Below are 19,911 nucleotides of genomic sequence, written 5' to 3'. Positions count from 1 at the left end.
GATCGAAACCGCGCTCACCGCACACGATTCGGTCGGTCGCGCGGTTGCGTTGGTGTACTCCGACGCGAATACCGGCGATCACCTGGTCGCCTATGTGGTGCCCGCCGCCGGCGCCGTCGTGGACACCGACGCACTGCGCACCCACCTGTCGGATCTGCTACCGGCATACATGGTGCCCGCGGCGTTCGTCGTGCTCGATGAGATGCCGTTGAACGCCAGCGGCAAACTCGACCGCCGGGCGCTACCGGAACCCGAGTTCGAGGCCGCGGAATTCCGTGCCCCGACCACCCCGGTGGAGGAGATCGTCGCCGGTGTCTTCGCCGAGGTACTGGGTCTGTCCGGTTCCCGTCGGGTCGGCCTGGACGACGACTTCTTCGCCCTCGGCGGTAACTCGCTGGTCGCCACCCAGGTGGCGGCCCGTCTCGGCACCGCGCTGGGCACCGACGTCCCGGTGCGGCTGCTGTTCGAGGCGTCGACCGTGGCCGCGCTGGCGGCCCGGGTGGAATCGCATACCGGTCAGGCCCGCAAGGCCCTGACCGCCGGTCCGCGCCCGGAGCGTATTCCGCTGTCGCCGGCACAGCAGCGTATGTGGTTCCTGAACCGGTTCGACGAGCAGTCCGCCGCCTACAACATCCCCATCGCGGTGCGGTTGACCGGCGAGCTGAATATCGACGCGCTGCGCGCGGCGGTCGGCGATCTGATCGACCGGCACGAGATCCTGCGCACCTACTACCCGGAGACCGAGCAGGGTCCGGTGCAGGTGATCCTGCCGCCGGGTGCATCGGTGGCCGAACTGGAAACCCGGGTCGTGGCGCCGGATGCCGTCGAGGCGGCCGTCATCGAGTTGTTCTCGGTGTCGTTCGACGTGGCCGCGCAGGTGCCGTTGCGGATCGCGTTGTTCGAGATCGACGGTGCGGACCGGGAATACGTGTTGGCGATGGTGGTGCACCACATCTCCGGTGACGGTTCGTCGGGCGTTCCGCTCACCCGCGACCTGATGATCGCGTATGCGGCGCGCGTCGCCGGTGAGGCGCCGAGCTGGCAGCCGCTGCCGGTACAGTACGCCGATTACGCCATCTGGCAGCGGGACGTGCTGGGTGACGAGTCCGATCCGGAGTCGTTGGCGCACAGGCAGGTCGAGTACTGGAAGTCCGCATTGGCGGATCTGCCGGATCAGTTGGATCTGCCTGCCGACCGGCCGCGGCCCGCGGTTCAGTCCTATGCGGGTGGACGTGCGGATGTGCTGATCGACGCCGAACTGCATCGAGAGCTGGTGCGGTTCGCCCACGAGCGGGGCGCGACCCTGTTCATGGTGGTGCACACCGCGTTCGCGGTGTTGTTGTCGCGGTTGTCGGGTAGTGACGACATCGCCATCGGTACGCCGATGGCGGGTCGTGGTGAGGCCGTGCTCGACGATCTGATCGGTATGTTCGTCAACACGCTGGTGTTCCGGACTCGTATCGATCGGGGTGAGTCGTTCACCGATCTGTTGGCGCGCCAGCGTGAGATCGATCTGCAGGCGTTCGCCAATGCCGATGTGCCGTTCGAGCGGTTGGTGGAGGTGCTCAATCCGGTTCGGTCCACGGCGCGGCATCCGTTGTTCCAGGTGGGTCTGTCGTTCCAGAACCAGAGCCGCAGCGGCCTGGACCTCGCCGGTTTGACCGTGTCCGGGCTGGAGATCGACACCGAGCTGTCGCAGTTCGACCTGCATCTGATCGTGGTGGACAACTACGACGAGTCGGGTGCCGCGGCCGGTATCGGCGGTTACCTCACCTACGCGACCGATCTGTTCGACCGGGAAACCGCGCAGGGCTTCGTCGAGCGGTTCGTCCGGCTGCTCGGTGAGATCATGACCGATCCGAGCGCTCCGGTGGGTGAGCTGGAGATTCTGGATCCGGCCGAGCGGGCCGCGTTGGTGGTGGGTCCGGAGGCGACGGCGCATCCGGTGGATTCCGAGGCGACGTTGGTGTCGTTGTTGGATGCCACGGTTGCGGTGTCTTCGGATGCGGTGGCGTTGGTGGGTCCTGATGGTGTGCGGGTCACCTATGCGGAGTTGGATGCGCGGGTGAATCGCCTGGCTCGGTATCTGATCGCCGAGGGTGTGGGCCCGGAGGCGCGGGTGGCGTTGGCGTTGCGGCGGTCGGTGGATTTGGTTGTCGCCATGTATGCGGTGGCCAAGGCCGGTGGTGCGTATGTGCCGGTGGATCCGGATCAGGCGGCCGAGCGGACCGATTACATCCTGCGTACTGCCGAGCCGGTGTGTGTGTTGACCGATGCCGAGGTGGGGTTCGCCACCGATGTGGCGCCGGTGGTGCGTCTCGATGAGCTCGAGCTTGCCGAGGTATCGGCCGCGCCGGTGCGTGCCGAGGAGCGGGTTGCTCCGTTGCGGTCGGAGAACACGGCGTATGTGATTTTCACGTCGGGTTCGACGGGTCGGCCCAAGGGTGTGGCGGTGTCGCATGCGGCGATCGTGAACCAGTTGGTGTGGAAGCGGTCGGAGTTCGGTCTGGGCGCCGATGACGCGGTGTTGTTGAAGACGGCGGCGACGTTCGATTTGTCGGTGTGGGAGTTCTGGTCGGCCGCTGTTTGTGGTGGTCGGTTGGTGATCGCCACTGCCGATGGTCATCGGGATCCGGAGTATTTGAACGAGTTGATGCGTCGGGAGTCGGTGACCACGCTGCATGTGGTGCCGTCCATGCTCGATGCACTGCTCACCGAATCCGGTGGCGAATTGACGGATTCGCTGCGGCGGGTGTTGGCCATCGGTGAGGCATTGCCCGGTGCGTTGGCGCAACGGTTCCTGACCGCGAACGCCGATGCGGCACTGTTCAATTTGTATGGTCCGACCGAGGCGGCGGTGTCGATCACCAGTCATCGGGTGACTACCGATGACGTCGTGTCGGTGCCGATTGGTGGGCCGGAGTGGAACAGCCGGGTGTATGTGTTGGATGCGCGGTTGCAGCCGGTTCCGGTGGGGGTGCCGGGTGAGTTGTATCTGGCGGGTGCGCAGTTGGCGCGGGGGTATTTCGGTCGTGCGGATCTGACCGCGGATCGGTTCGTGGCCGATCCGTTCGCTCGGGGTGAGCGGATGTATCGCACCGGTGATCTGGTGGTGTGGAATGCCGCGGGTGAGTTGGAGTATCGGGGTCGTACCGATTTCCAGGTCAAGATTCGTGGTTTCCGGATCGAGTTGGGTGAGATCGAGGCGGCGTTGGTGGCGTTGCCGCAGGTGAGCCATGCGGCGGTGGTGGCGTTTGCGGATGCGCGGCGTGGTGATTCGCTGGTGGCGTATGTGGTGCCGTCCGGTGGTGATCTGGATGTCGCGGTGGTGAAGGCGGCGTTGGCGGCGGAGTTGCCGTCGTACATGGTGCCGTCGGTGTTCATGGTGTTGGATGCGCTGCCGTTGAATGTGAACGGCAAGCTGGACCGCAAGGCCCTGCCGACACCCGAATTCGAGACCGGAACCTACCGAGCCCCGACCACTCACGCCGAACAGATCCTGGCGGAGGTCTTCACCGATGTGCTCGGGGTCGACGAGATCGGTGTCGACGACGACTTCTTCGCCGTCGGCGGTAACAGCATCCTGTCCATCCAGCTGGTTTCGCGGGCCAAGGCGCGCGGTGTGCTGTTCCGGGCACGCGATGTGTTCGAGCGGCGCAGTATCGCCGCCCTCGCGGAGATCGCCGTCCTGGACGCCGAGGTCGACCGTCCTCGACTGGCGGAACTGCCCGGTGGGGGAGTGGGCGATATGCCGCTGCCCCCGAATATCGCGGCGGTCCTCGCGACGGGCGCAGACCACGCCGGATACGCGCAGTCGGTGGCGTGGCAGCTGCCCGCCGACACCGGGCACGCCCCGTTGACCGCCGCGATCGCCGCCGTGGTCGACCGGCACGACGCGCTGCGCAGCAGGCTGCGGTGGACCGACGACCGGTACACCTTCGAGGTGCTCGAAGCCGGGACGCTCGACACCACGGCGCTGCTGCGTCGGGTACCGGTCCCCACGGGCACCGAGGCCGCCGAGTACGCCCGGATGGGCGTCGCCGAACTCACTGCCGCCGTCGACCGGCTGGATCCGGCGAATGGGGTCATGGTGCAGTTCGTCTGGTTCGACGCCGCGGATCCCGAGACCGAGGATGTGCTGCTCGTGGTCGCCCACCGGTTCGTGGTCGACGACGAGTCCTGGCGGATCATCGGCCGCGATCTGGCCACGGCCGCTGCGCGGACGGCGGCCGGGCAGCCGGTGGTGTTCCCGCCGGTCGGCACCTCGCTGCGGCGCTGGGCGCACGGTCTGGCCGAAACCGCCGCCGATCGGGCCGCCGAACTGCCGTACTGGCAGCAGGTCACCGGTGGCGACGACCCGCAGCTGGGTGAGCGCGCCCTCGACCCGGCGGTGGATACCGTCGCTACGGTCGACCAGGTGCGTATCACGGTGCCGGACGAGGTCGCGGCCGCGGTTCTCACCGATATCCCGAGCCGGTACCACGGCGAGGAGTCCGACGCCCTGCTGTCCGCGCTGGCCATGGCGGCAGCGCGGTGGCGCGGTGGCGCGACCGTCACCCGGGTCGGCCTATCGCACACCGGGCGCGGTGATACCGCCCTCGCCGGCGCCGATCTCACCGGCACCGTCGGCTGGTTCGCCGCCGACTACCCGGTGCGGTTGGACCTGACCGGCACCGATCTCGACGCGGCCTTCGCGGGCGCGGCGGCCACGGGCGCCGTGGTGAAGTCGGTGAAGGAACAGTTGCGGACGGTGCCCGATCACGGCCTCGGCTACGGGGTCCTGCGGTACCCGACCGCCGGGGAACCGGCCGAACTCGGCGACACCGGACAGTTCGCGTTCCGGTTCACCGACCAGCGGCATGTCGATACCACCTCCGGTCACGGCTGGAAGCCGGTGGACGTGTTCGGCGGACCGGTTACCCGGAGCGAACCGCGTCTGCCCGCTTCCGCGTCGGTCGATATCGAAGCGGTTGTCACCACAACCGAGGACGGTCCGCGCCTGACGGCGACGTTCTCCTACCCGGCCGGACTGCTGTCCCGTAACCGGGTTCAGGAGTTCGCCGAGCTGTGGGTGACGGCATTGACGGCCCTGGCGCAGCACGCCGAACGGCCCGACGCGGGCGGTTTCACCCCGTCGGATATGCCGCTGGTCACGGTCGAACAGGCCGATATCGACCGGTGGGAACGGAGCTACCCGACTCTGGCCGAGGTATGGCCGTTGTCGCCGCTGCAGGCCGGTCTGCTGTTCCTCGCCCAGCTGTCGGCGTCGACCACCGACGTCTATGTGCAGCAGGCGCAGCTCGACCTCGCCGGCACCGTGGACGCTACGCGGTTGCGCACCGCCGGGCAGGCCATGCTCGATCGCTACTCGAACCTGCGGGCCGCCTTCACCACGGATGCCGCGGGCCGAGCCGTGCAGATCATCCTCGACGAGGTCGAACTGCCGTGGCGGGAAGTGGATCTGAGCACCCTGCCCGCCGACGAACGCGAAGCCGAGCTCGACCGGCTGCTGACCGCGGACCGGGCGAACAGCTTCGATATGTCGGTCGCGCCGCTGCTGCGGTTCACCCTGGTGCGCCTGGACACCGACCGGGTGCGGTTGGTCATCGCGGCCCACCACATCCTGTTCGACGGCTGGTCCATGCCGCTGCTCATGCGGGATCTGCTGGTGCTGTACGCGCTGCGCGGCGACGCCAGCGGTCTGCCGGCGGTCACCCCGTACCGGGAGTTCCTGTCCTGGCTCGCCGAGCGCGACCAGCAGGAATCGTTGCGGGCCTGGACGACGGCGCTCGAGGGGGCCACCGAACCGACCCTGTTGGCCCCGCAGCCCAAGCCGACTCCGGCGGAGAACGGCACTGTCCTCACCGAACTCGACACCGAGAGCACCCGACAGGTCGTCGAGCGCGCCGCCGGTCTCGGTGTCACGGTGAACACCCTGGTGCAGGCCGCCTGGGCGATCCTGCTCGGCCGTCTCACCGGCCGCGGTGACGTAGTGTTCGGCGCGACCGTGTCCGGTCGTCCGGCCGAGCTACCGGGTGTGGAGTCCATGGTCGGTATGTTCATCAACACCCTGCCGGTGCGGGTGCGGATCGACGATCGGGCCACGGTCGCCGATCTGCTCACCCGACTACAGCGGGAACAGGCCGAACTGCTCGACCACCACCAGACGGGCCTCAACGAGATCCAGCGGGCGGCGGGCCCCGGCGCCCAGTTCGACACGCTGCTGGTGTTCGAGTCCTACCCGGTGGACCGGGAGGCGATCGAGGCGGCCAGCGCCATCGACGGTATGTCGGTGACCGGTGTGGACTTCCACGGCGGCACCAACTACCCGCTCACCCTCATGGTGACCGAGGAATCCACCCTCACCTTCGGTCTCCAGTATCAGGGCGACCGTTTCACCGAGGCCGAGGTGCAGACCCTGGCCGCCCGCCTGCGGCGGGTCCTGGACGCCCTCGTCGACTCCCCGGACCACCCGGTCGGCGATATCGATATCCTCGACGCCGCCGAACGGGCCCGCCTGCTCACCGAATCCGCCGGTTCCACCTCCACCTCGGAGCCGGTCGGCCGGGTGGGCGCGCAAACCGTGGCCAAGGTGCTCGGCGAGGTGGTGGAAGAGGACCCGACCGCCCCCGCGCTCCTGTCCGGCGATACCGAGATCGCCTTCCAGGACGTGGACCGGCGTTCCTCCCAGCTGGCCCGCCTGCTCATCGCGCGCGATATCGGCCCCGGCGACACCGTCGCGGTCACCCTGCCGCGTTCGGTGGACGCGGTGGTCGCCGCCTGGGCTGTCCAGAAAGCGGGTGCGGCCTGCCTGTTCGCCGGTGACCTGCCGGTGGACCGGATCGCCGCGGCCGGTGCCGCCTTCGTCATCGGTGCCGACCCCGGCATCGAGTCCCTGCGGTGGCTCGACCCGGCCGATACCGATACCGCCGCCGAGCTCGCCGAGGCCCCCGGTCACCCGGTGTCCTACGCCGACCGGGCCCGCCCGCTGGGCGAGGATCATCCCGCCTTCGTCGTCACCACCGACGACGGCATCCGGACCCTCACCCAGACCGAGGCCCTGGACCGTGCCGAGCGGTTGTGCGACGAACACGGAATCGACTACGAGTCGGCCACGTTCACCATCGCGCGATCCGGTTGGGCGGCCGTGGACGAGTTCCTCACCGCCGCCACAACGGGTGCCCTGTCGGTGCTGCCCACCGACTCCGACCCGGCCGACGATATCGCCGACGGCGAGGTGAGCCACTGGTTCGTCGCCGGCGACGAGACATCGGCCGATGCGGGCGGGGACGTCACCATCGTCCGGAGCTGATACCTGGGATCGAACAATCGACGGCACCGCCCGGACCGCGCTTCGGCGTTCGGTTCGGGCGGTGCCGTCGGGATTCGGGCACTTGCCTGTCGGGATTCGTGCTCGTCTATTCGGTGTCGAGCCGAGCGGGTCACCGAGCTGTCGAGGAGTCGGCGCCTGCTATCGAGCGCCTGTGCCGGGTGCGGATCGGACCTACGAACAGACACACCGCGTCGCGGCCGGTGATACGGCGTTGTCGCGTAGTCCGTTCGAGGTCACGCTCGATCCGGCCGCGCTTCTGCCCTGAATTCGTGGTGCCGGTGCGGATCAGACGAGTCGATGCCCACCGTCGACGTGGAGCACCGTCGCGGTGAGGAACCCGTTGCGCATCACCGACAGGAAGGCCCGGGCGATATCGTCGGGGGTGCCGATCCGTCGGGCCGGGAGTCGTTCGGCCATATCGGCGAAGGCCGCCTGCTTGTCCATACCGAGCTGCCCCCAGATCGGGGTGTCCACCCAGCCGGGTGAGATCACATTCACTCGCACGGGCGCCAGTTCGAGCGCCAGTCCGTACGCCAGTGATGTGAGCGCGCCATTGGCAGCGGCCATGATCGTGTTCGACCCGTTCGGTCGATAGGCGTTGATTCCCGAGGTGTAGGTGATCGAACCGGTCACCCGCCCGGTCGCGTATTTGCCCACCAACCAGGCGCCCAGCAGTTTTGTGTCCACGATGGCCCGGGCGGTCGAGGTGGCGACTTCGGCGGTCGGGCCGTACACCCCGGTGGCATCCGCCGCGGTGACCGCCACGTGGTCCACCTGTCCCACTCGGTCGAACAGCGCGGCCACATCGTCCTCTCGGCCGATATCCGATATGGCCGTATCGATCTCTCCGTGTCCCGCTTGTGCCAACTCGGCCCGGGCCGCCGAGAGCCGATCCGCGGACCGGCCGACGATCGTCACATTCATTCCTTCGGTGAGCAGGGTCCGAGCCAGGGCCATGCCCATTCCCGAACCGCCTCCGATGATCATTGCGTTGCTCATGCTTCGAGACTTCGCTGTCCCGTCGGGCCGGGGAACGCCGCATGATTCCTGGGTGTAATACGGCCACCCTGACGTGGAGCGCCCAGTGGCACACTCGCAGGGTGAACGCGATGGCGGAGTTCCTTCGGGTCCGGCGCGGGCGGATCGGCCCGGCCGATGTGGGGTTGCCTCTCGGCTTGGGCACCCGACGCACCCCTGGGCTGCGTCGTGAGGAGTTGGCCGCATTGGCCGGGGTGAGCGTGGACTACTACACCCGGATCGAGCAGGGCCGGGAGACCACCCCCAGCGATGCGGTATTGGCGGCGCCGGCCCGGGCCCTGCGGCTCACCGGAGACGAGTACACCCATCTGCTCGTGCTCGCCGACCAGGCCGCCGGACGCGCCCCGCGCCGCCCATCCGTCGATCCGCGGCCGGTTCGTCCCGGGCTGCTGTTGCTGTTGGAGTCGGTTCGGCCGGGCCCGGCGTATGTGCTCAACGAGGTCAACGACGTATTGGCCGCCAACCCGGAGGGTTTGGCCTTGATGGCCGGGCTCGGCGACTGGCCGGTCGCGCAGCGCAACATGATCCGATACACCTTCCTGCATCCCACCGCGCGGATGGTGTTCGCCGACTGGGACCGGGTGGCCCGCAACAGCGTCGCGCACCTGCGCACCGTCGAACCGAGCACCCCACGGCAAACCGCCGAGCTGGTGGTGGAACTGTCCGAGGCGAGCGGCGAATTCGCCGCGATGTGGCACCGACACGAGGTGTGGGTCAAACGTGGCGGGGAGACCGCGTTCCACCATCCGGTCATCGGCTCGCTCACCCTCGCCAACGAGGTGCTCGGCGCCGCCGACGGCGCGCAGCGGGTGTTGGTCTATCAGGCGGCGCCCGGCACGGCCGAACACGACGCCCTGATACTGCTGGCGATGACCGCCGAGGGCATCGGCACCGCGTAGCCCTCGGCGGTCGTCCGAAGCTCGGGCGATGTGCTCGCGATCGGAATCGGGGTGGTTCAGACGCCGGCGTGGTCTTCGAGGAAGACCTTGCGACAGGACGGGGCGCAGAAGGCGTAGTCGACCCCGTTATGGGTGAGGGTGATCCGGGCCGTGGCCCATTCGACGAGCATGCCGCAGGTGGGGTCGACGGCGAATCCATCCGGGGCCTCGATCTTCCGGCCGGAGTCGCGGAAGTCCTCGGTCATCAGGCGGGTGAGTTCGGTGCCGGTCGTCGACCTGCCGTGTACCCCGATGCAGTGCTCGCGCAGGCCGACGATCTGGACGACACAATGCGGTTCGCGGCGCAGACGTCCGGGGTCCGGTTCGGTGCCGGCGATGGCATCGGTGATCATCGGGATGATATTCGAGGCGAATTCTTCGTTGCCCCAGGATTGGGGCACGGTGACCCGCACCAGGTAGCGCGGCGTGGTATCGGTGGCGGGGCCGCCGGTCGCCCAGGTTCGTGGCCGGTGAACCAGCACGTGCACGAATTGTCTTGCCTTGTCCATTGTCTCGGCCGGTGCCGAGTCGCCTTCGGTCAAGGCCGCGAGTACTCGGTCGGCGAGGTCGCGTTCGGCCTCCGCATTCGGTTCGCGGCCGGACACGGAGATTTCGATGGTCATCATGGGTGGTTCTCCTCGGGTGTGGGTAGGGACGGTCGACGCGAATACCGCGCACTCGGCGCCGGTACGAGCGAGGCCGAGGGCTTTCCGACGGAAGGGGGTGGTTGGTACTGCCACCCGAGTGTTTGCCCGAGGGTGCCGTTCACCGTTGTCTCCCGTGTTCGGCGTGGGCGAGTAGTTCGTCGACCGACCACTGGTCGTCCACTCGGGTGCCGTATTTGGCGGCCGATACGGTGCCGTCGGGGCGGATGAGGAAGTCGGCGGGCAGGCCCAGTCGGCCCCCTTCGGGTTTGGCGGGGGGAGCCGGGCGCTCCTTGTGTCGGACGGCCTGGAGTTCTGCGGCGACCGCGCGGCCGATGGTCGCCCAGCCGCGAGGATCGAGGAGGGCTCGAGCGCCGGATTCCACGCCGAATTCACGGTAGAGCTCACGGTCCGGGTCGGCAATCACGTCCAGTGGTAGATCGGCGGTATAGGTGCGCAGTTGCTCCGCGCGGGAGTGGAAGACCACGACTTCGCGGATACCGGCGGCGCGGATCTCGTCGTGACGGGCCACGATCGATCGCAGGTGCAGGCTGCATACCGGGCATCCGGCAAAACGCCGGAATTGCAGGTGGATCAGGTGATCGGGGTCGGGCAGCGCTACCTGCGCGCCGGTGATGGTGACGAGGGTGCGGGCAGGTGCGGTGGTGGGTGAGGACACGACTCTCCTTTAGGAGTACAAGGTACGCTTATACCCAGTATGCGCGTACCTTGTACTCTGTCAATCCGTGCCCCGCCCTCGTTCTCTCACGACCGATCAGTTGGCAACCGCCGCCCTGGCGCTCATCGACCGCGAGGGGTTGTCGGCGCTGACCATGCGCGCTGTTGCCAAGGAGCTCGGTATGGCCACCATGGGGCTGTATCGATACGTGTCCGACCGGCAGGAACTCGAGGTGCTCGTGGTCGACCACGTATTCCGCACCGTCGACCTCACCCTGCCCGACGCCGACTGGCGCGACCGCATCCGGCTGCTACTGGACCGGATGCGGGTCGCGGTGGCGCATCATCCCGCGGTGGTTCCGCTCGTGCTGCGACACCGGCAGGCCGCGCCGACCTCGCTGCGGTTCATCGAGACCATGCTCTCGGTGCTCGCCGACGGCGGCCATACCGGCGTCGACCGGGTGATCGCCCAGCGCACCCTCATCGGCCATCTGCTCGGATTCCTGCAGAACGAGCACTACGCCGCTCTGACGGGTGCGGGCACGATCACCATGTCCGAACTGTCCCCGGACGAATTCCCCTACCTGGCCCGTACCGCCGGCGAGGCGCGGACCGTATCGCCCGACGAGGAATTCCGGCGCGGACTCGATATCGTGCTTCGCGGACTGGCCGCTTCCCTGGAGGAGAAGCCGTCCGAGGAATAGCCGGTCGCGGGTTCGGAACCTGCGCCCGTCCCACGGTGGAGCAAGGCTGCCACAGCGGAACCCCGGTCGACACGATCCGCCGTATCGGCCGGATATACCCCTCAGGGGCGCGCGGACAGCGCCGCGCCGCGCACGATGATCTCCTTGACCCGCGCCGCCGTTCGACCGGTGAGTACTCGCTCGGTCGGGGTGTCGTCGGATCGCAGGAACTGGATCACCCCGTCACGTCGCCCCATGCTGATGCACTGGAGGTGGTAGCGGAACTCGAGAGCGCTCGGCCGGCGGCCGTTCAGGTGGGCGCATACCGAATCGGCCGCGTGGGCACCGGTCGGCAGTGCCGTCGCGCAGGCCATCCGCAGTTCCCGGTTGCCGGGACCGCTGATCGCCGCGCAGTCGCCGGCGGCGTAGATATCGGGGTCCGAGGTGCGCATGGTCTCGTCGACCAGGAGCCGGCCGTGGGTGTCTACTGCCAGCCCTGCTCGGGCGGCGAGGTCGGGAACGGTGAAACCCGTTGTCCACAAAACTGTTTCGGCGTCGAGTCCGCCCCCGTCGGCGAAGTGGAGACCATTCGGCGTCACTTCGATCACCTTGGCCCCGGAGTGCACCGTCACACCGAGTCGCTCCAGTGTCGTGCGAATATGCCGCTGCGCCCGCTCCGACAGCCATGCCCCCGGCTCCTCCGAGCTCACCAGCGAAACCATGAGATCCGGACGTGATTCGGCGAGTTCCGCGGCGGTCTCGATACCGGTCGAGCCACCGCCCACGATCGCGACCCGTCCGGCCGGCATGTCCAGCCGCGCGACATCCTCGACGGTGGCGACGGTGTGGGCGTATTGCCGCACCCCTGCGACGCTTTCCGTATCCGCGACACTGCCGAGGGTATAGACGAGTGTGTCGTAATCGACGGTGGTGTCATCGGCCAGGGTTATCCGCTTCGCCGCCGGGTCCAAGGTCGTCGCCCGGCCGCGCACGAACCGGATCCCCTTGCTCTCCAGCCGCTGCCGCAGCTCCCACCGTGGCACCTGCTGTCCGGCGGCCAGCTGGTGCAACCGCACCCGTTCGACGAAATACGAACGCGCGTCCACCACGGTGATCTGCGTGCCCTTCGCTCGACGGGCCAGCCGGCGCGCCGCCGCCAGGCCCGCGTATCCGGCTCCGAGTACGACGATTCGATGCTGTCCGGTCATGGGTGGCTCCTTCTCGATGAGGTCGACACCCTTCAGACCGGATGGCCCCGCCAACCCTGACAGATGATTACCGTGGCGTGCGTCACAAATGCTCGGATGTGAGGGTCACTGCGGTGTGTCGGCGTGCGCGAAGTGGGTGAGTTTGTCGGGATTCACGATCAGGCGCACGGCAGACACCCCTTCGGCGCTCAGATCGGCCGACCCGACCAGAAGCACGTCGCCGCCGACCCGGGCCACCACCGCGGGCGCGCCATTGATCTCCTCGATCGCGATCGCCAACCCCGGGACATCGCGCGTGAACAGTCCCGCCAGGTAGCGGGCCACCCGTGCCGCGCCGACAACCGGGCGGCGCGCCGCGGTCACCTTGCCACCACCGTCGGCCATCGCCACGATATCGGCGGTGAACATCTGCTCCAGCGCGGAGATATCACCGACTCGGGCGGCCGTCAGAAAACGTTCGAACAGCTCCCGGGCCCGGTCGGGGGTGACATCGAACCGGACGCGCCCGCTGCGCACGTGCTGCCTTGCCCGGCTGTACAGCTGCTGCGAATTGGCCTCGGTCAACTCCAGCATCTCGGCGATCTCGCGATGTGGGTAGCCGAACGCCTCGCGCAGCACGAAGACCGCGCGTTCGGTCGGAGTCAATCGCTCCAACAGGGTCAGCATCGCCAGCGATATCTGTTCGCGCTGCTCCGCCGATTCCAGCGGTCCGAGTTCACCGCGATCGGTGCGCACCGGTTCCGGTAGCCACGGTCCCACATACATCTCTCGACGTGAGCGCGCCGTGTCCAGCCAGCTGCGGCACAGGTTCACTATTACGGTGGTCAGCCACGCCTCGGAGGAACGGATCTCGGCGCGGTCGGTGGCCTCCCAACGCAGATAGGTCTCCTGCACGGCGTCCTCGGCTTCGCTCGCGGTGCCGAGCATGCGGTAGGCCAGGGAGAACAGGCGCGGACGGTGCGCTTCGAACTCGGTCAAACCCTTCTCGTCCATCGTCTGCCTGCCTTCCGTCGCCTGGTGTCCGGCGACGATACCCGTCGGGAGAGGCGACTTCGCATCACCCGAGTGTGTGGTTCCGGGTGCGGAAAGCCCCGTTACGGGTTGGTTGCCTGGGCCAGGTCGATATCCTGGGCTGGGTCGATATCCTGGGCTGGGTCGATATCGATGCCGAACGATACGGGCACCTGGAGTCGGTCGTGGTGAATGCCGGTGGGGGTGTGCCGACGGGTGGCCGGATCCAGTTCTCGATCCACCTCGAAACGTTCCGGGGCCTGCCGCCTCGGTTCCGGGCGGAGAAAATCTACGACACGCCTGCGGAACTTCATTTGCGGGCTCACGAAGACGAGACTCCCGTCGATCGGTTCGGTATGCGAGGGCAGATCGGGCAGCCGGTCGAGATCTTCGGCGAAGTAGCCTTCAGGCGGCGGCACCGGCCATCCCGGAGACGGCCGATGTGCTGTCGGCGTCGGGTCGGCGGTCATCTGGTCCCCTCGCTCCACGCACGGTGATCGATGGACGCGGCCAGTATGGCACGTGGTCGGAAGCGATTTATCGATCGACGGCATTCGGGCAGCGGTCGCTCGCGCGGCCGTGGGTCGTGTGTTGTCCGCTCGCCCTCGAGAGCTTCATATCGCGGGTTTCGGCCGTTCAGAACATATGCGGCAGGACGAGCAGCATGCCCGCCGACCAGACGAGGTGGGTACAGATCGGCGCGAGCACCCCGCCGGTGACGTGACGCTGCACGGCGCAGGCGAGGCCGAGCGGTATTGCGGCGAGTACCAGCATCGGATTGCCGGTGAATGTGGTCACCGCCGTATAGGCGAGGGTGGAGGTGAGGATCGGTCGATACCGTTGCAGCAGGGTGTAGACCGGGCCGCGGAAGAACATCTCTTCGGCGACGGCATTGAGCAGTGCCACGAGCACCACCGCGCTGCCCTGCTGGATATGCGACAACACGTCGGTGATCAGCGAGTCCGCCCACGGCAGCAGGCGAGCGATCGCACCTCCGGCGACGAAGACGGCTGCCAGCGCGGCTCCCACCCCGGTGCCGAGGGCCGCCGCCCGACCCACATCACCGGTCGCCGCGGGAAATCGGCCCGCCGGTGCCGGTCCGGCGGCGAGTGCGCCGAGTACCCAAACCCCGGCCAGCAGGGTGGTGGTCACGATGAACGCCGTCGCACCGCCGGCGCCGCCCGCCAGCGACAGCACGAGCAGCACACAGCCGGTGACGACGGCGAGTGCGACGACCAGATAGTTCTTCCGACTCATACCCGATGCTCACGTCCCTCGCCGGCGCGGGACAACTCATCGGCTTCGGCCACGCCGCTCCCGGTCACCACCAGCACACTCCGGGGGCGCGCACCGGTGCCGACAGGAGATGCAGTCCGCGCCGCACGTAGCGTTCGGCGCGCGTGCGGTCGCCCCCTGCCCAATCCGGATCGGTATCGGCCAGATGGTGCACATCGGCCAGTTCGGTCACGGGCACCGGACGGGGGCTGGACAGGATGGTGGTCATCGCCTGTCGAACCGTCAGCAAACCGCCCGGCGGATCCGGCACCAATCGGCGGATCCGATCATCCGAGGCGGTCATGGGGCAGTCCAACGACCGAATGAGCGCGCCCGCCAACCCCGTCGGTACCGGTATCAACCGCGCACCCACCCATCCCGCCAGGCGGGTATCGATCCCGGGCAAGGTCACTGTGAAACGCGGCCACCGGGTCAACCGCAGATAGGTGAACAGCACATCCCGATAGCTGCTGGAATCCGCGCCGCGAATGTCGTAGGCGCCGGGCGGTAGCAGTTCCCGGTCCACGGCCGCGACCAGATACCACAGCGTGTCCCGGATCGAAATGGGGTCCATGGCGTTGTCGACCCATTCCGGCAGGGGCACCACCGGAAGCCGATCGACCAGATATCGCAACATCTCGAACGAGGCCGAACCGGCGCCGAGAATCATCGCCGCCCGCAGCCACACCAGTTCGCCGCCTTCGGCCAATGCCTCTCCGACCTCGGCGCGGCTGCGCAGATGCGGGGACAGTTGCTCGCCTTGTGGCACGAAACCACCCGCGTACACGATCCGTCGCACCCCGGCCGCGCGCGCCGCGTGCGCGAAATTCTCGGCGGCGCGACGGTCGCCGGTGGTGTACGCGCGCCCGCCGATATCGTGGATCAGGTAGTAGGCCACCTCGATATCGCCCAGGATGTCGAATGCGGCCTGGATGGCGACCGGATCATCGACATCCATCCGCACCACCTCCACGTGGTCGGCCCACCCGTATCGGGCCACCCGGCGCGGCGACCGGCTCGCGACGACCACCGAATGTCCGATCTCCAGCAATACCGACACCAGCCGGGACCCGACATACCCGGTCGCGCCCGCCACGAGGATCCGCACCACACACCCCCATATCGTTTCTTCGAACGAGGAAGCGATCCGGTCGGCCGGGCCGAAGCGCACGACACGGCACACATCCGTGATCCGTGGCTCCGCATCCGACGGGCCACCATCAGTTTGCCACCCGATTGCCGTGGTGGTGTGTAGCCCGGGGACGGGCATGCCGTCGGATCCGACGGCCGTTGTCATCACCCCAGGTACGGCCGCTCGCAGGGCGGCTGCGGCAGGTTCCGGCCGTCGTCGGCCGACGCGGTTACCGCATGCGACTCATACGGGTGGTTCACTCCGGAACGAACCGCGCCGCGACCGTCACGCAGCCGCCGAAGCAGCATCGGCGACGGCCGATCGATGTCCGGTCGGGAACGGGATACCGCCCTCGGTCGCCCGCTACCGAGGGTTCGGCCGGGTACGAGGCGGCCCATCTACCGGCCGCGTCGAGGCGGCGGGGCGGTCTTGCGTGGACAATTCGACGCGCGACAATCCCTGTGCGCCTGCATGACTCGATTCGTCGACGGGCAGTCGGTGTCCGGGGCCGCTGCGACGGTCGGACCGTTCGGTGACGCCGATGCTACGCGGCTACCCGAGTATGGAACCGGAGAGCGTGCTCAGCCATAGATGGATGACCGGGCGGAGGTCGTCGCGGCCGGCGGCGGTTCCCGCTTCGATGCCGGTCAGTGACCGGGTGCCATACAGTCGGTCGTAGAGCAGCCCTTCGAGAAGGCTGATCAGGTTGTGCGCGGCTCGGAGGGGATCGGGAGCGCCGAGTTCGGTCATGAGGGATTGCGCGGCCGACAAAGAAAACAGACATCCCGCCAGCGCGGTACGCAGATTTTCGTCGAGGTCGCTGTCGATGGCCAATGCGTAACGGGCGACAACGTCGCGGCGTCGCGGTCCCAGGAGTAGGTCGAGTTGGCCGGCGATGAGTTCCGCGGCGGTTTCGGCGCCGAAGTGCTGCTCCTGTCCGAGTGAGGTATGGAATGCGTTTCGGGAGGTGTCGGTGAGGTGGAGGATCGCGGCGTCGAGTAGATCGCGGCGGGTGCGGTAGTAGTACGAGGTAGAGCCGCGGGGAAGCCCCAGGTGCGTGTCGATCGCGGGATGGCTCACCGCCCGGCTTCCGCCGGCCGCGGCCAGATCCAGCACGGCTTCGCAGATTGCTGTCCGCCGTGCTGCTCCCCGGGGGGCCCGGGCCGGCTTCGTGCCGATGCGGCGGTCGGTCATCGCCTCGATCCTTCGTGCTCGATACGGCCGCGACGGGCAGCTGAAGAAAGTGGGTTCGGCCACTGATCGACCGCGCCCCGACCTTTTCCTCTAAGAATATAGAGGATGCTTCGCGGTGGAGCACAGGCATGGAAGGCACCGACAATGACACAACAACCACTGGTGACCCATGTCTCCGATACCGCGCGTTGGGTCGCCGCCCATCGCGCTACGGAGACCGCACGGCCCGATGCCCTGTTCACCGACCCGTTCGCTGCCCGGCTTGCCGGGGAACGTGGACGCGAGATAGCCGCTGCTGCCGCCGAGGCCATCGCCGACGACTGGTTCCTGGTCACGCGGACCAAACTGATCGACGACCACGTGGTCGCGGCGGTGGCTGCGGGCTGTGACGTGGTGGTCGATCTCGGTGCCGGGTACTGCGCACCGGCCTCGATGTCCCCGATACCGAAGCGCTCGCCACCTTTCTCGACGCTTCACTCGGACGGACGCGGCGGGCCATGGTGATTACCGAGGGGCCGGTGATGTACCTGAACGACGACACGGTCACCGGACTGGCACGTGCGCTACGCCACCCGAGCGTGACCGGCTGGTGCCTGGATTTCAGCGCTGCCGGGGTGGCCGCGCTGATCGCCGACCGCAACCGGGGGCTTCTGCGGCACGCGCCCTGGACCTTCCTGCCCGCCAACGGCCTCGCCTTCTTCGAGGACCTCGGTTGGCATGCCCACCATGTGGAATCGATCCTGACCGCGGCCGCCCGATTCGGCAGGCTCGGCTCACCACAGATGCGAGCTGCAGCTGCCGGCCCGCAGCCGGATCCCCGCGCTCCAGGGCACTGGCCCTACAGCGCGGTCGCATATCTCATCCGACCGGTCGAGGAGGTTCGGCCGGGCGGAGGTTGTTCACCTCGATGGAGGCCGGGGTGGTATTCGTGATTCGAAGAATCCGTCCGGTCCGGCTCTGGTCTTCACCGGACGAGCACCACCTTGCCCATGGTGGCGCGATTCTCCATCGCGGTGTGCGCCGCAGCGGCATCGCGCAAGGGGAATGTCTGCACGGCCGGCACCAGTCGACCGGCGGCGAGTTCGGTGAGTGCCTGCCGTTCGAGGTGCCGTAGACCGCCCGGGATCCGGGCGATATTCGCACCCAGGGCCACCGTGGCCGTCAACTGTCGTTCGAACAGTTCCATCGAGGTGAACTGCGGCGCTTCTCCCGACGACCATCCGAACAGCACCACTCGACCGCCGGCCCCGAGCAACTCGAACGCCGCTCGGCCCGCTACACCGCCGACACCATCGAAAACCACCGTCACCGCGCGTTCCCCGAGCGCGGCAGCGACCGAATCCGACCAGTCCGCCCGGGTGTAGTCGACCGCGACGGTGGCGCCGATCCGACGTACCCGCTCGACTTTGTCGACTCCACCGGCCGCCCCGACAACCGTTGCCCCGGCCCGAAGCGCGGCCTGCACCAACAGATTCCCGATTCCGCCGGCGGCGGCGGTCACCAGCACAACATCCTCGGAGGTGAGCTCGGCGCGATGCAGGATCCCCATTGTCATCCGCCCGGTGCCGACCATGGCGACCGCGGCCGCGTATTCAGTGTTCTCGGGAAGGTTCTCGGGAAGGTTCTCGGGAAGTTCATGCAAAGCGGCGGCGTCGGCCACCGCCAACTCCGCGTAGCCGCCACTGCCGTCTGCCCCGAGATGCGCCACCACCCGCTTACCCAGCCACCGTGTGTCGACCCCCGCGCCGAGTCCGGTGACCACGCCGGCCACCTCGCGGCCGGGTGTCATCGGCAACGGTGGTAGCGGGAACGGACCGTCGACGGATCCGGCGCGCAGCCTCGTATCGATCAGGTGGACCCCGGCCGCATGCACTTCCACGAGTACTTGCCCGGTATCCGGCACCGGGTCGGGAACCGACTCGTACACCAACTGCTCCGGTGCGCCGAATCCGTACTGTCGTATCGCGTACACGCCATCTCCTGGGATTGAGAAACGATCACCCAACCCTGCAACCTCAACTCGACTCGAGGTCAATGAATCGGCTCGCTCTCGACGGGTGGAGTGACATACATCACCGTGTGTCACAACTCTGGGGTTCGCGGTGTCTTGTGGTCGACCCTCGGAACAAAGGAGACACCATGACCGAGAACATCGAGGTACTCGTGATCGGCGGCGGATACGCCGGCGTCATGGCCGCCAACCGTCTCACCCGGCGCGACGATGTAACGGTGACCCTGATCAACCCGCGCTCGGCCTTCGTCGAACGAATCCGTCTGCACCAGCTGGTGGGTGGATCCGACGACGCGGTGGTCGACTATCGGGATGTCCTGGCCCAGGGAGTCCGGCTCGTGGTCGACACCGTCACCCGGATCGACGCGAACGAGCGCAGTGTGACATCGACCTCCGGTGCCACCTTCGGCTACGACTATCTGATCTACGCGGTCGGCAGTGGCGGCGCCGATCCGGACGTACCCGGGGCGGCCGAATTCGCCTACCCGATCGCCACCCTGGAGGCGGCGCAGCGGCTGCGGGCGGTTGTCGACACCGCGCCCGCGACGGCCGCGGTGACCGTCGTCGGAGCCGGTCCGACCGGTATCGAGACTGCCGCCGAACTGGCCGAGCAGGGCCGACGGGTGACCCTGGTATGCGGCGGGGAGCTCGGGCCCTACCTGCATTCGCGGGGCCGGCGGTCGGTGGCCCGGCGGTTGGCGCGGCTCGGTGTGACAGTGCTCGACGGCCCCGGTACCACGGTGACGGCGGTGACAGCCGATACCGT

General features: G+C 67.9%; 15 protein-coding genes and 1 pseudogene. 6 read left to right on the top strand and 10 right to left on the bottom strand.

From position 1 onward, the window contains the following. A partial coding sequence (locus ON32_RS18415; RefSeq protein WP_040792220.1) for a non-ribosomal peptide synthetase occupies positions 1-7,312 on the top strand: 7,312 nt, incomplete at its 5' end. Positions 7,313-7,618: 306 nt separating this feature from the next. Here ON32_RS18415 and ON32_RS18410 read toward each other — a convergent pair. Next, complete coding sequence (locus ON32_RS18410; RefSeq protein ID WP_040792219.1) at positions 7,619-8,332, bottom strand: SDR family oxidoreductase; 714 nt, start codon at positions 8,330-8,332, stop codon at positions 7,619-7,621. Between the two features lie 110 nt (positions 8,333-8,442). On the opposite strand from ON32_RS18410, the gene ON32_RS18405 reads away from it, so the two are divergent. Beyond that, entirely contained in the window at positions 8,443-9,270 is an 828-nt protein-coding gene (locus ON32_RS18405; RefSeq protein WP_040792224.1) for a helix-turn-helix domain-containing protein, read from the top strand. Between the two features lie 56 nt (positions 9,271-9,326). On the opposite strand, the gene ON32_RS18400 is transcribed toward ON32_RS18405, so the two are convergent. Together ON32_RS18400 and ON32_RS18395 are read right to left on the bottom strand one after the other, a co-directional pair. After that, on the bottom strand, positions 9,327-9,935 hold the full coding sequence (locus tag ON32_RS18400) for a YHS domain-containing protein (RefSeq protein WP_040792218.1): 609 nt from the start codon (positions 9,933-9,935) through the stop codon (positions 9,327-9,329). 139 nt (positions 9,936-10,074) lie between these two features. Continuing rightward, positions 10,075-10,632, bottom strand: a complete 558-nt coding sequence (locus ON32_RS18395) for a peroxiredoxin-like family protein (RefSeq protein WP_040792217.1) — start codon at positions 10,630-10,632, stop codon at positions 10,075-10,077. Between the two features lie 100 nt (positions 10,633-10,732). Here ON32_RS18395 and ON32_RS18390 point away from each other — a divergent pair, with 100 nt between their 5' ends. After that, positions 10,733-11,335, top strand: coding sequence for a TetR/AcrR family transcriptional regulator (locus ON32_RS18390; protein ID WP_306307659.1), 603 nt, complete (start codon positions 10,733-10,735; stop codon positions 11,333-11,335). A 101-nt stretch (positions 11,336-11,436) separates the two neighbouring features. Here the strand turns inward: ON32_RS18390 and ON32_RS18385 are convergent, their stop codons facing one another. The 6 genes from ON32_RS18385 to ON32_RS18360 all read right to left on the bottom strand — a co-directional run bounded on the left by ON32_RS18385 (position 11,437) and on the right by ON32_RS18360 (position 17,134). Further along, the gene (locus ON32_RS18385) at positions 11,437-12,522 is read right to left on the bottom strand and encodes an NAD(P)/FAD-dependent oxidoreductase (protein ID WP_040792215.1); all 1,086 of its coding nucleotides are present in this window, start codon (positions 12,520-12,522) and stop codon (positions 11,437-11,439) included. A 105-nt stretch (positions 12,523-12,627) separates the two neighbouring features. Next, positions 12,628-13,515 carry an RNA polymerase sigma-70 factor gene (locus tag ON32_RS18380; RefSeq protein WP_040792214.1) on the bottom strand — a complete coding sequence of 296 codons (888 nt, stop codon included), beginning with the start codon at positions 13,513-13,515 and terminating at the stop codon, positions 12,628-12,630. A 101-nt stretch (positions 13,516-13,616) separates the two neighbouring features. Then, complete coding sequence (locus ON32_RS27195; protein ID WP_217998079.1) at positions 13,617-13,952, bottom strand: hypothetical protein; 336 nt, start codon at positions 13,950-13,952, stop codon at positions 13,617-13,619. A gap of 217 nt (positions 13,953-14,169) precedes the next feature. After that, positions 14,170-14,790: a CPBP family intramembrane glutamic endopeptidase gene (locus tag ON32_RS18370; RefSeq protein WP_040792213.1), complete on the bottom strand. Its 621-nt coding sequence runs from the start codon at positions 14,788-14,790 to the stop codon at positions 14,170-14,172. Positions 14,791-14,854: 64 nt separating this feature from the next. Then, complete coding sequence (locus tag ON32_RS18365) at positions 14,855-15,991, bottom strand: NAD(P)H-binding protein (protein ID WP_245551134.1); 1,137 nt, start codon at positions 15,989-15,991, stop codon at positions 14,855-14,857. A gap of 501 nt (positions 15,992-16,492) precedes the next feature. Beyond that, positions 16,493-17,134, bottom strand: a complete 642-nt coding sequence (locus ON32_RS18360; protein WP_051133410.1) for a TetR/AcrR family transcriptional regulator — start codon at positions 17,132-17,134, stop codon at positions 16,493-16,495. Positions 17,135-17,278: 144 nt separating this feature from the next. Between ON32_RS18360 and ON32_RS29355 the strand changes: the two genes are divergently transcribed. Both ON32_RS29355 and ON32_RS30705 read left to right on the top strand, forming a co-directional pair. After that, the gene (locus ON32_RS29355) at positions 17,279-17,638 is read left to right on the top strand and encodes a class I SAM-dependent methyltransferase (protein WP_051133409.1); all 360 of its coding nucleotides are present in this window, start codon (positions 17,279-17,281) and stop codon (positions 17,636-17,638) included. 285 nt (positions 17,639-17,923) lie between these two features. Continuing rightward, positions 17,924-18,073: pseudogene (locus ON32_RS30705) on the top strand (hypothetical protein); the annotation flags it as partial. 25 nt (positions 18,074-18,098) lie between these two features. On the opposite strand, the gene ON32_RS18350 reads toward ON32_RS30705, so the two are convergent. Continuing rightward, positions 18,099-19,106, bottom strand: coding sequence for a zinc-binding dehydrogenase (locus ON32_RS18350; protein ID WP_040792212.1), 1,008 nt, complete (start codon positions 19,104-19,106; stop codon positions 18,099-18,101). 167 nt (positions 19,107-19,273) lie between these two features. On the opposite strand from ON32_RS18350, the gene ON32_RS18345 reads away from it, so the two are divergent. Next, positions 19,274-19,911: NAD(P)/FAD-dependent oxidoreductase (locus tag ON32_RS18345; RefSeq protein WP_040792211.1), on the top strand; the 638-nt coding region annotated here is incomplete at its 3' end.

It is taken from the genome of Nocardia paucivorans NBRC 100373 (assembly GCF_000308675.1).
Lineage (GTDB): Bacteria > Actinomycetota > Actinomycetes > Mycobacteriales > Mycobacteriaceae > Nocardia > Nocardia paucivorans.
Note: the sequence above shows the minus strand (reverse complement) of the source record. Positions and strands in the feature narration are given on the sequence as shown.

Excerpts from the sequence above, each read along its gene's own strand:
- ON32_RS18360 (WP_051133410.1), bottom strand. The coding sequence starts at position 17,134 with ATGACCGACCGCCGCATCGGCACGAAGCCGGCCCGGGCCCCCCGGGGA.
- ON32_RS29355 (WP_051133409.1), top strand. The coding sequence starts at position 17,279 with ATGACACAACAACCACTGGTGACCCATGTCTCCGATACCGCGCGTTGG.
- ON32_RS18385 (WP_040792215.1), bottom strand. The coding sequence starts at position 12,522 with ATGACCGGACAGCATCGAATCGTCGTACTCGGAGCCGGATACGCGGGC.
- ON32_RS18370 (WP_040792213.1), bottom strand. The coding sequence starts at position 14,790 with ATGAGTCGGAAGAACTATCTGGTCGTCGCACTCGCCGTCGTCACCGGC.
- ON32_RS18405 (WP_040792224.1), top strand. The coding sequence starts at position 8,443 with ATGGCGGAGTTCCTTCGGGTCCGGCGCGGGCGGATCGGCCCGGCCGAT.
- ON32_RS18400 (WP_040792218.1), bottom strand. The coding sequence starts at position 9,935 with ATGATGACCATCGAAATCTCCGTGTCCGGCCGCGAACCGAATGCGGAG.
- ON32_RS18410 (WP_040792219.1), bottom strand. The coding sequence starts at position 8,332 with ATGAGCAACGCAATGATCATCGGAGGCGGTTCGGGAATGGGCATGGCC.
- ON32_RS18380 (WP_040792214.1), bottom strand. The coding sequence starts at position 13,515 with ATGGACGAGAAGGGTTTGACCGAGTTCGAAGCGCACCGTCCGCGCCTG.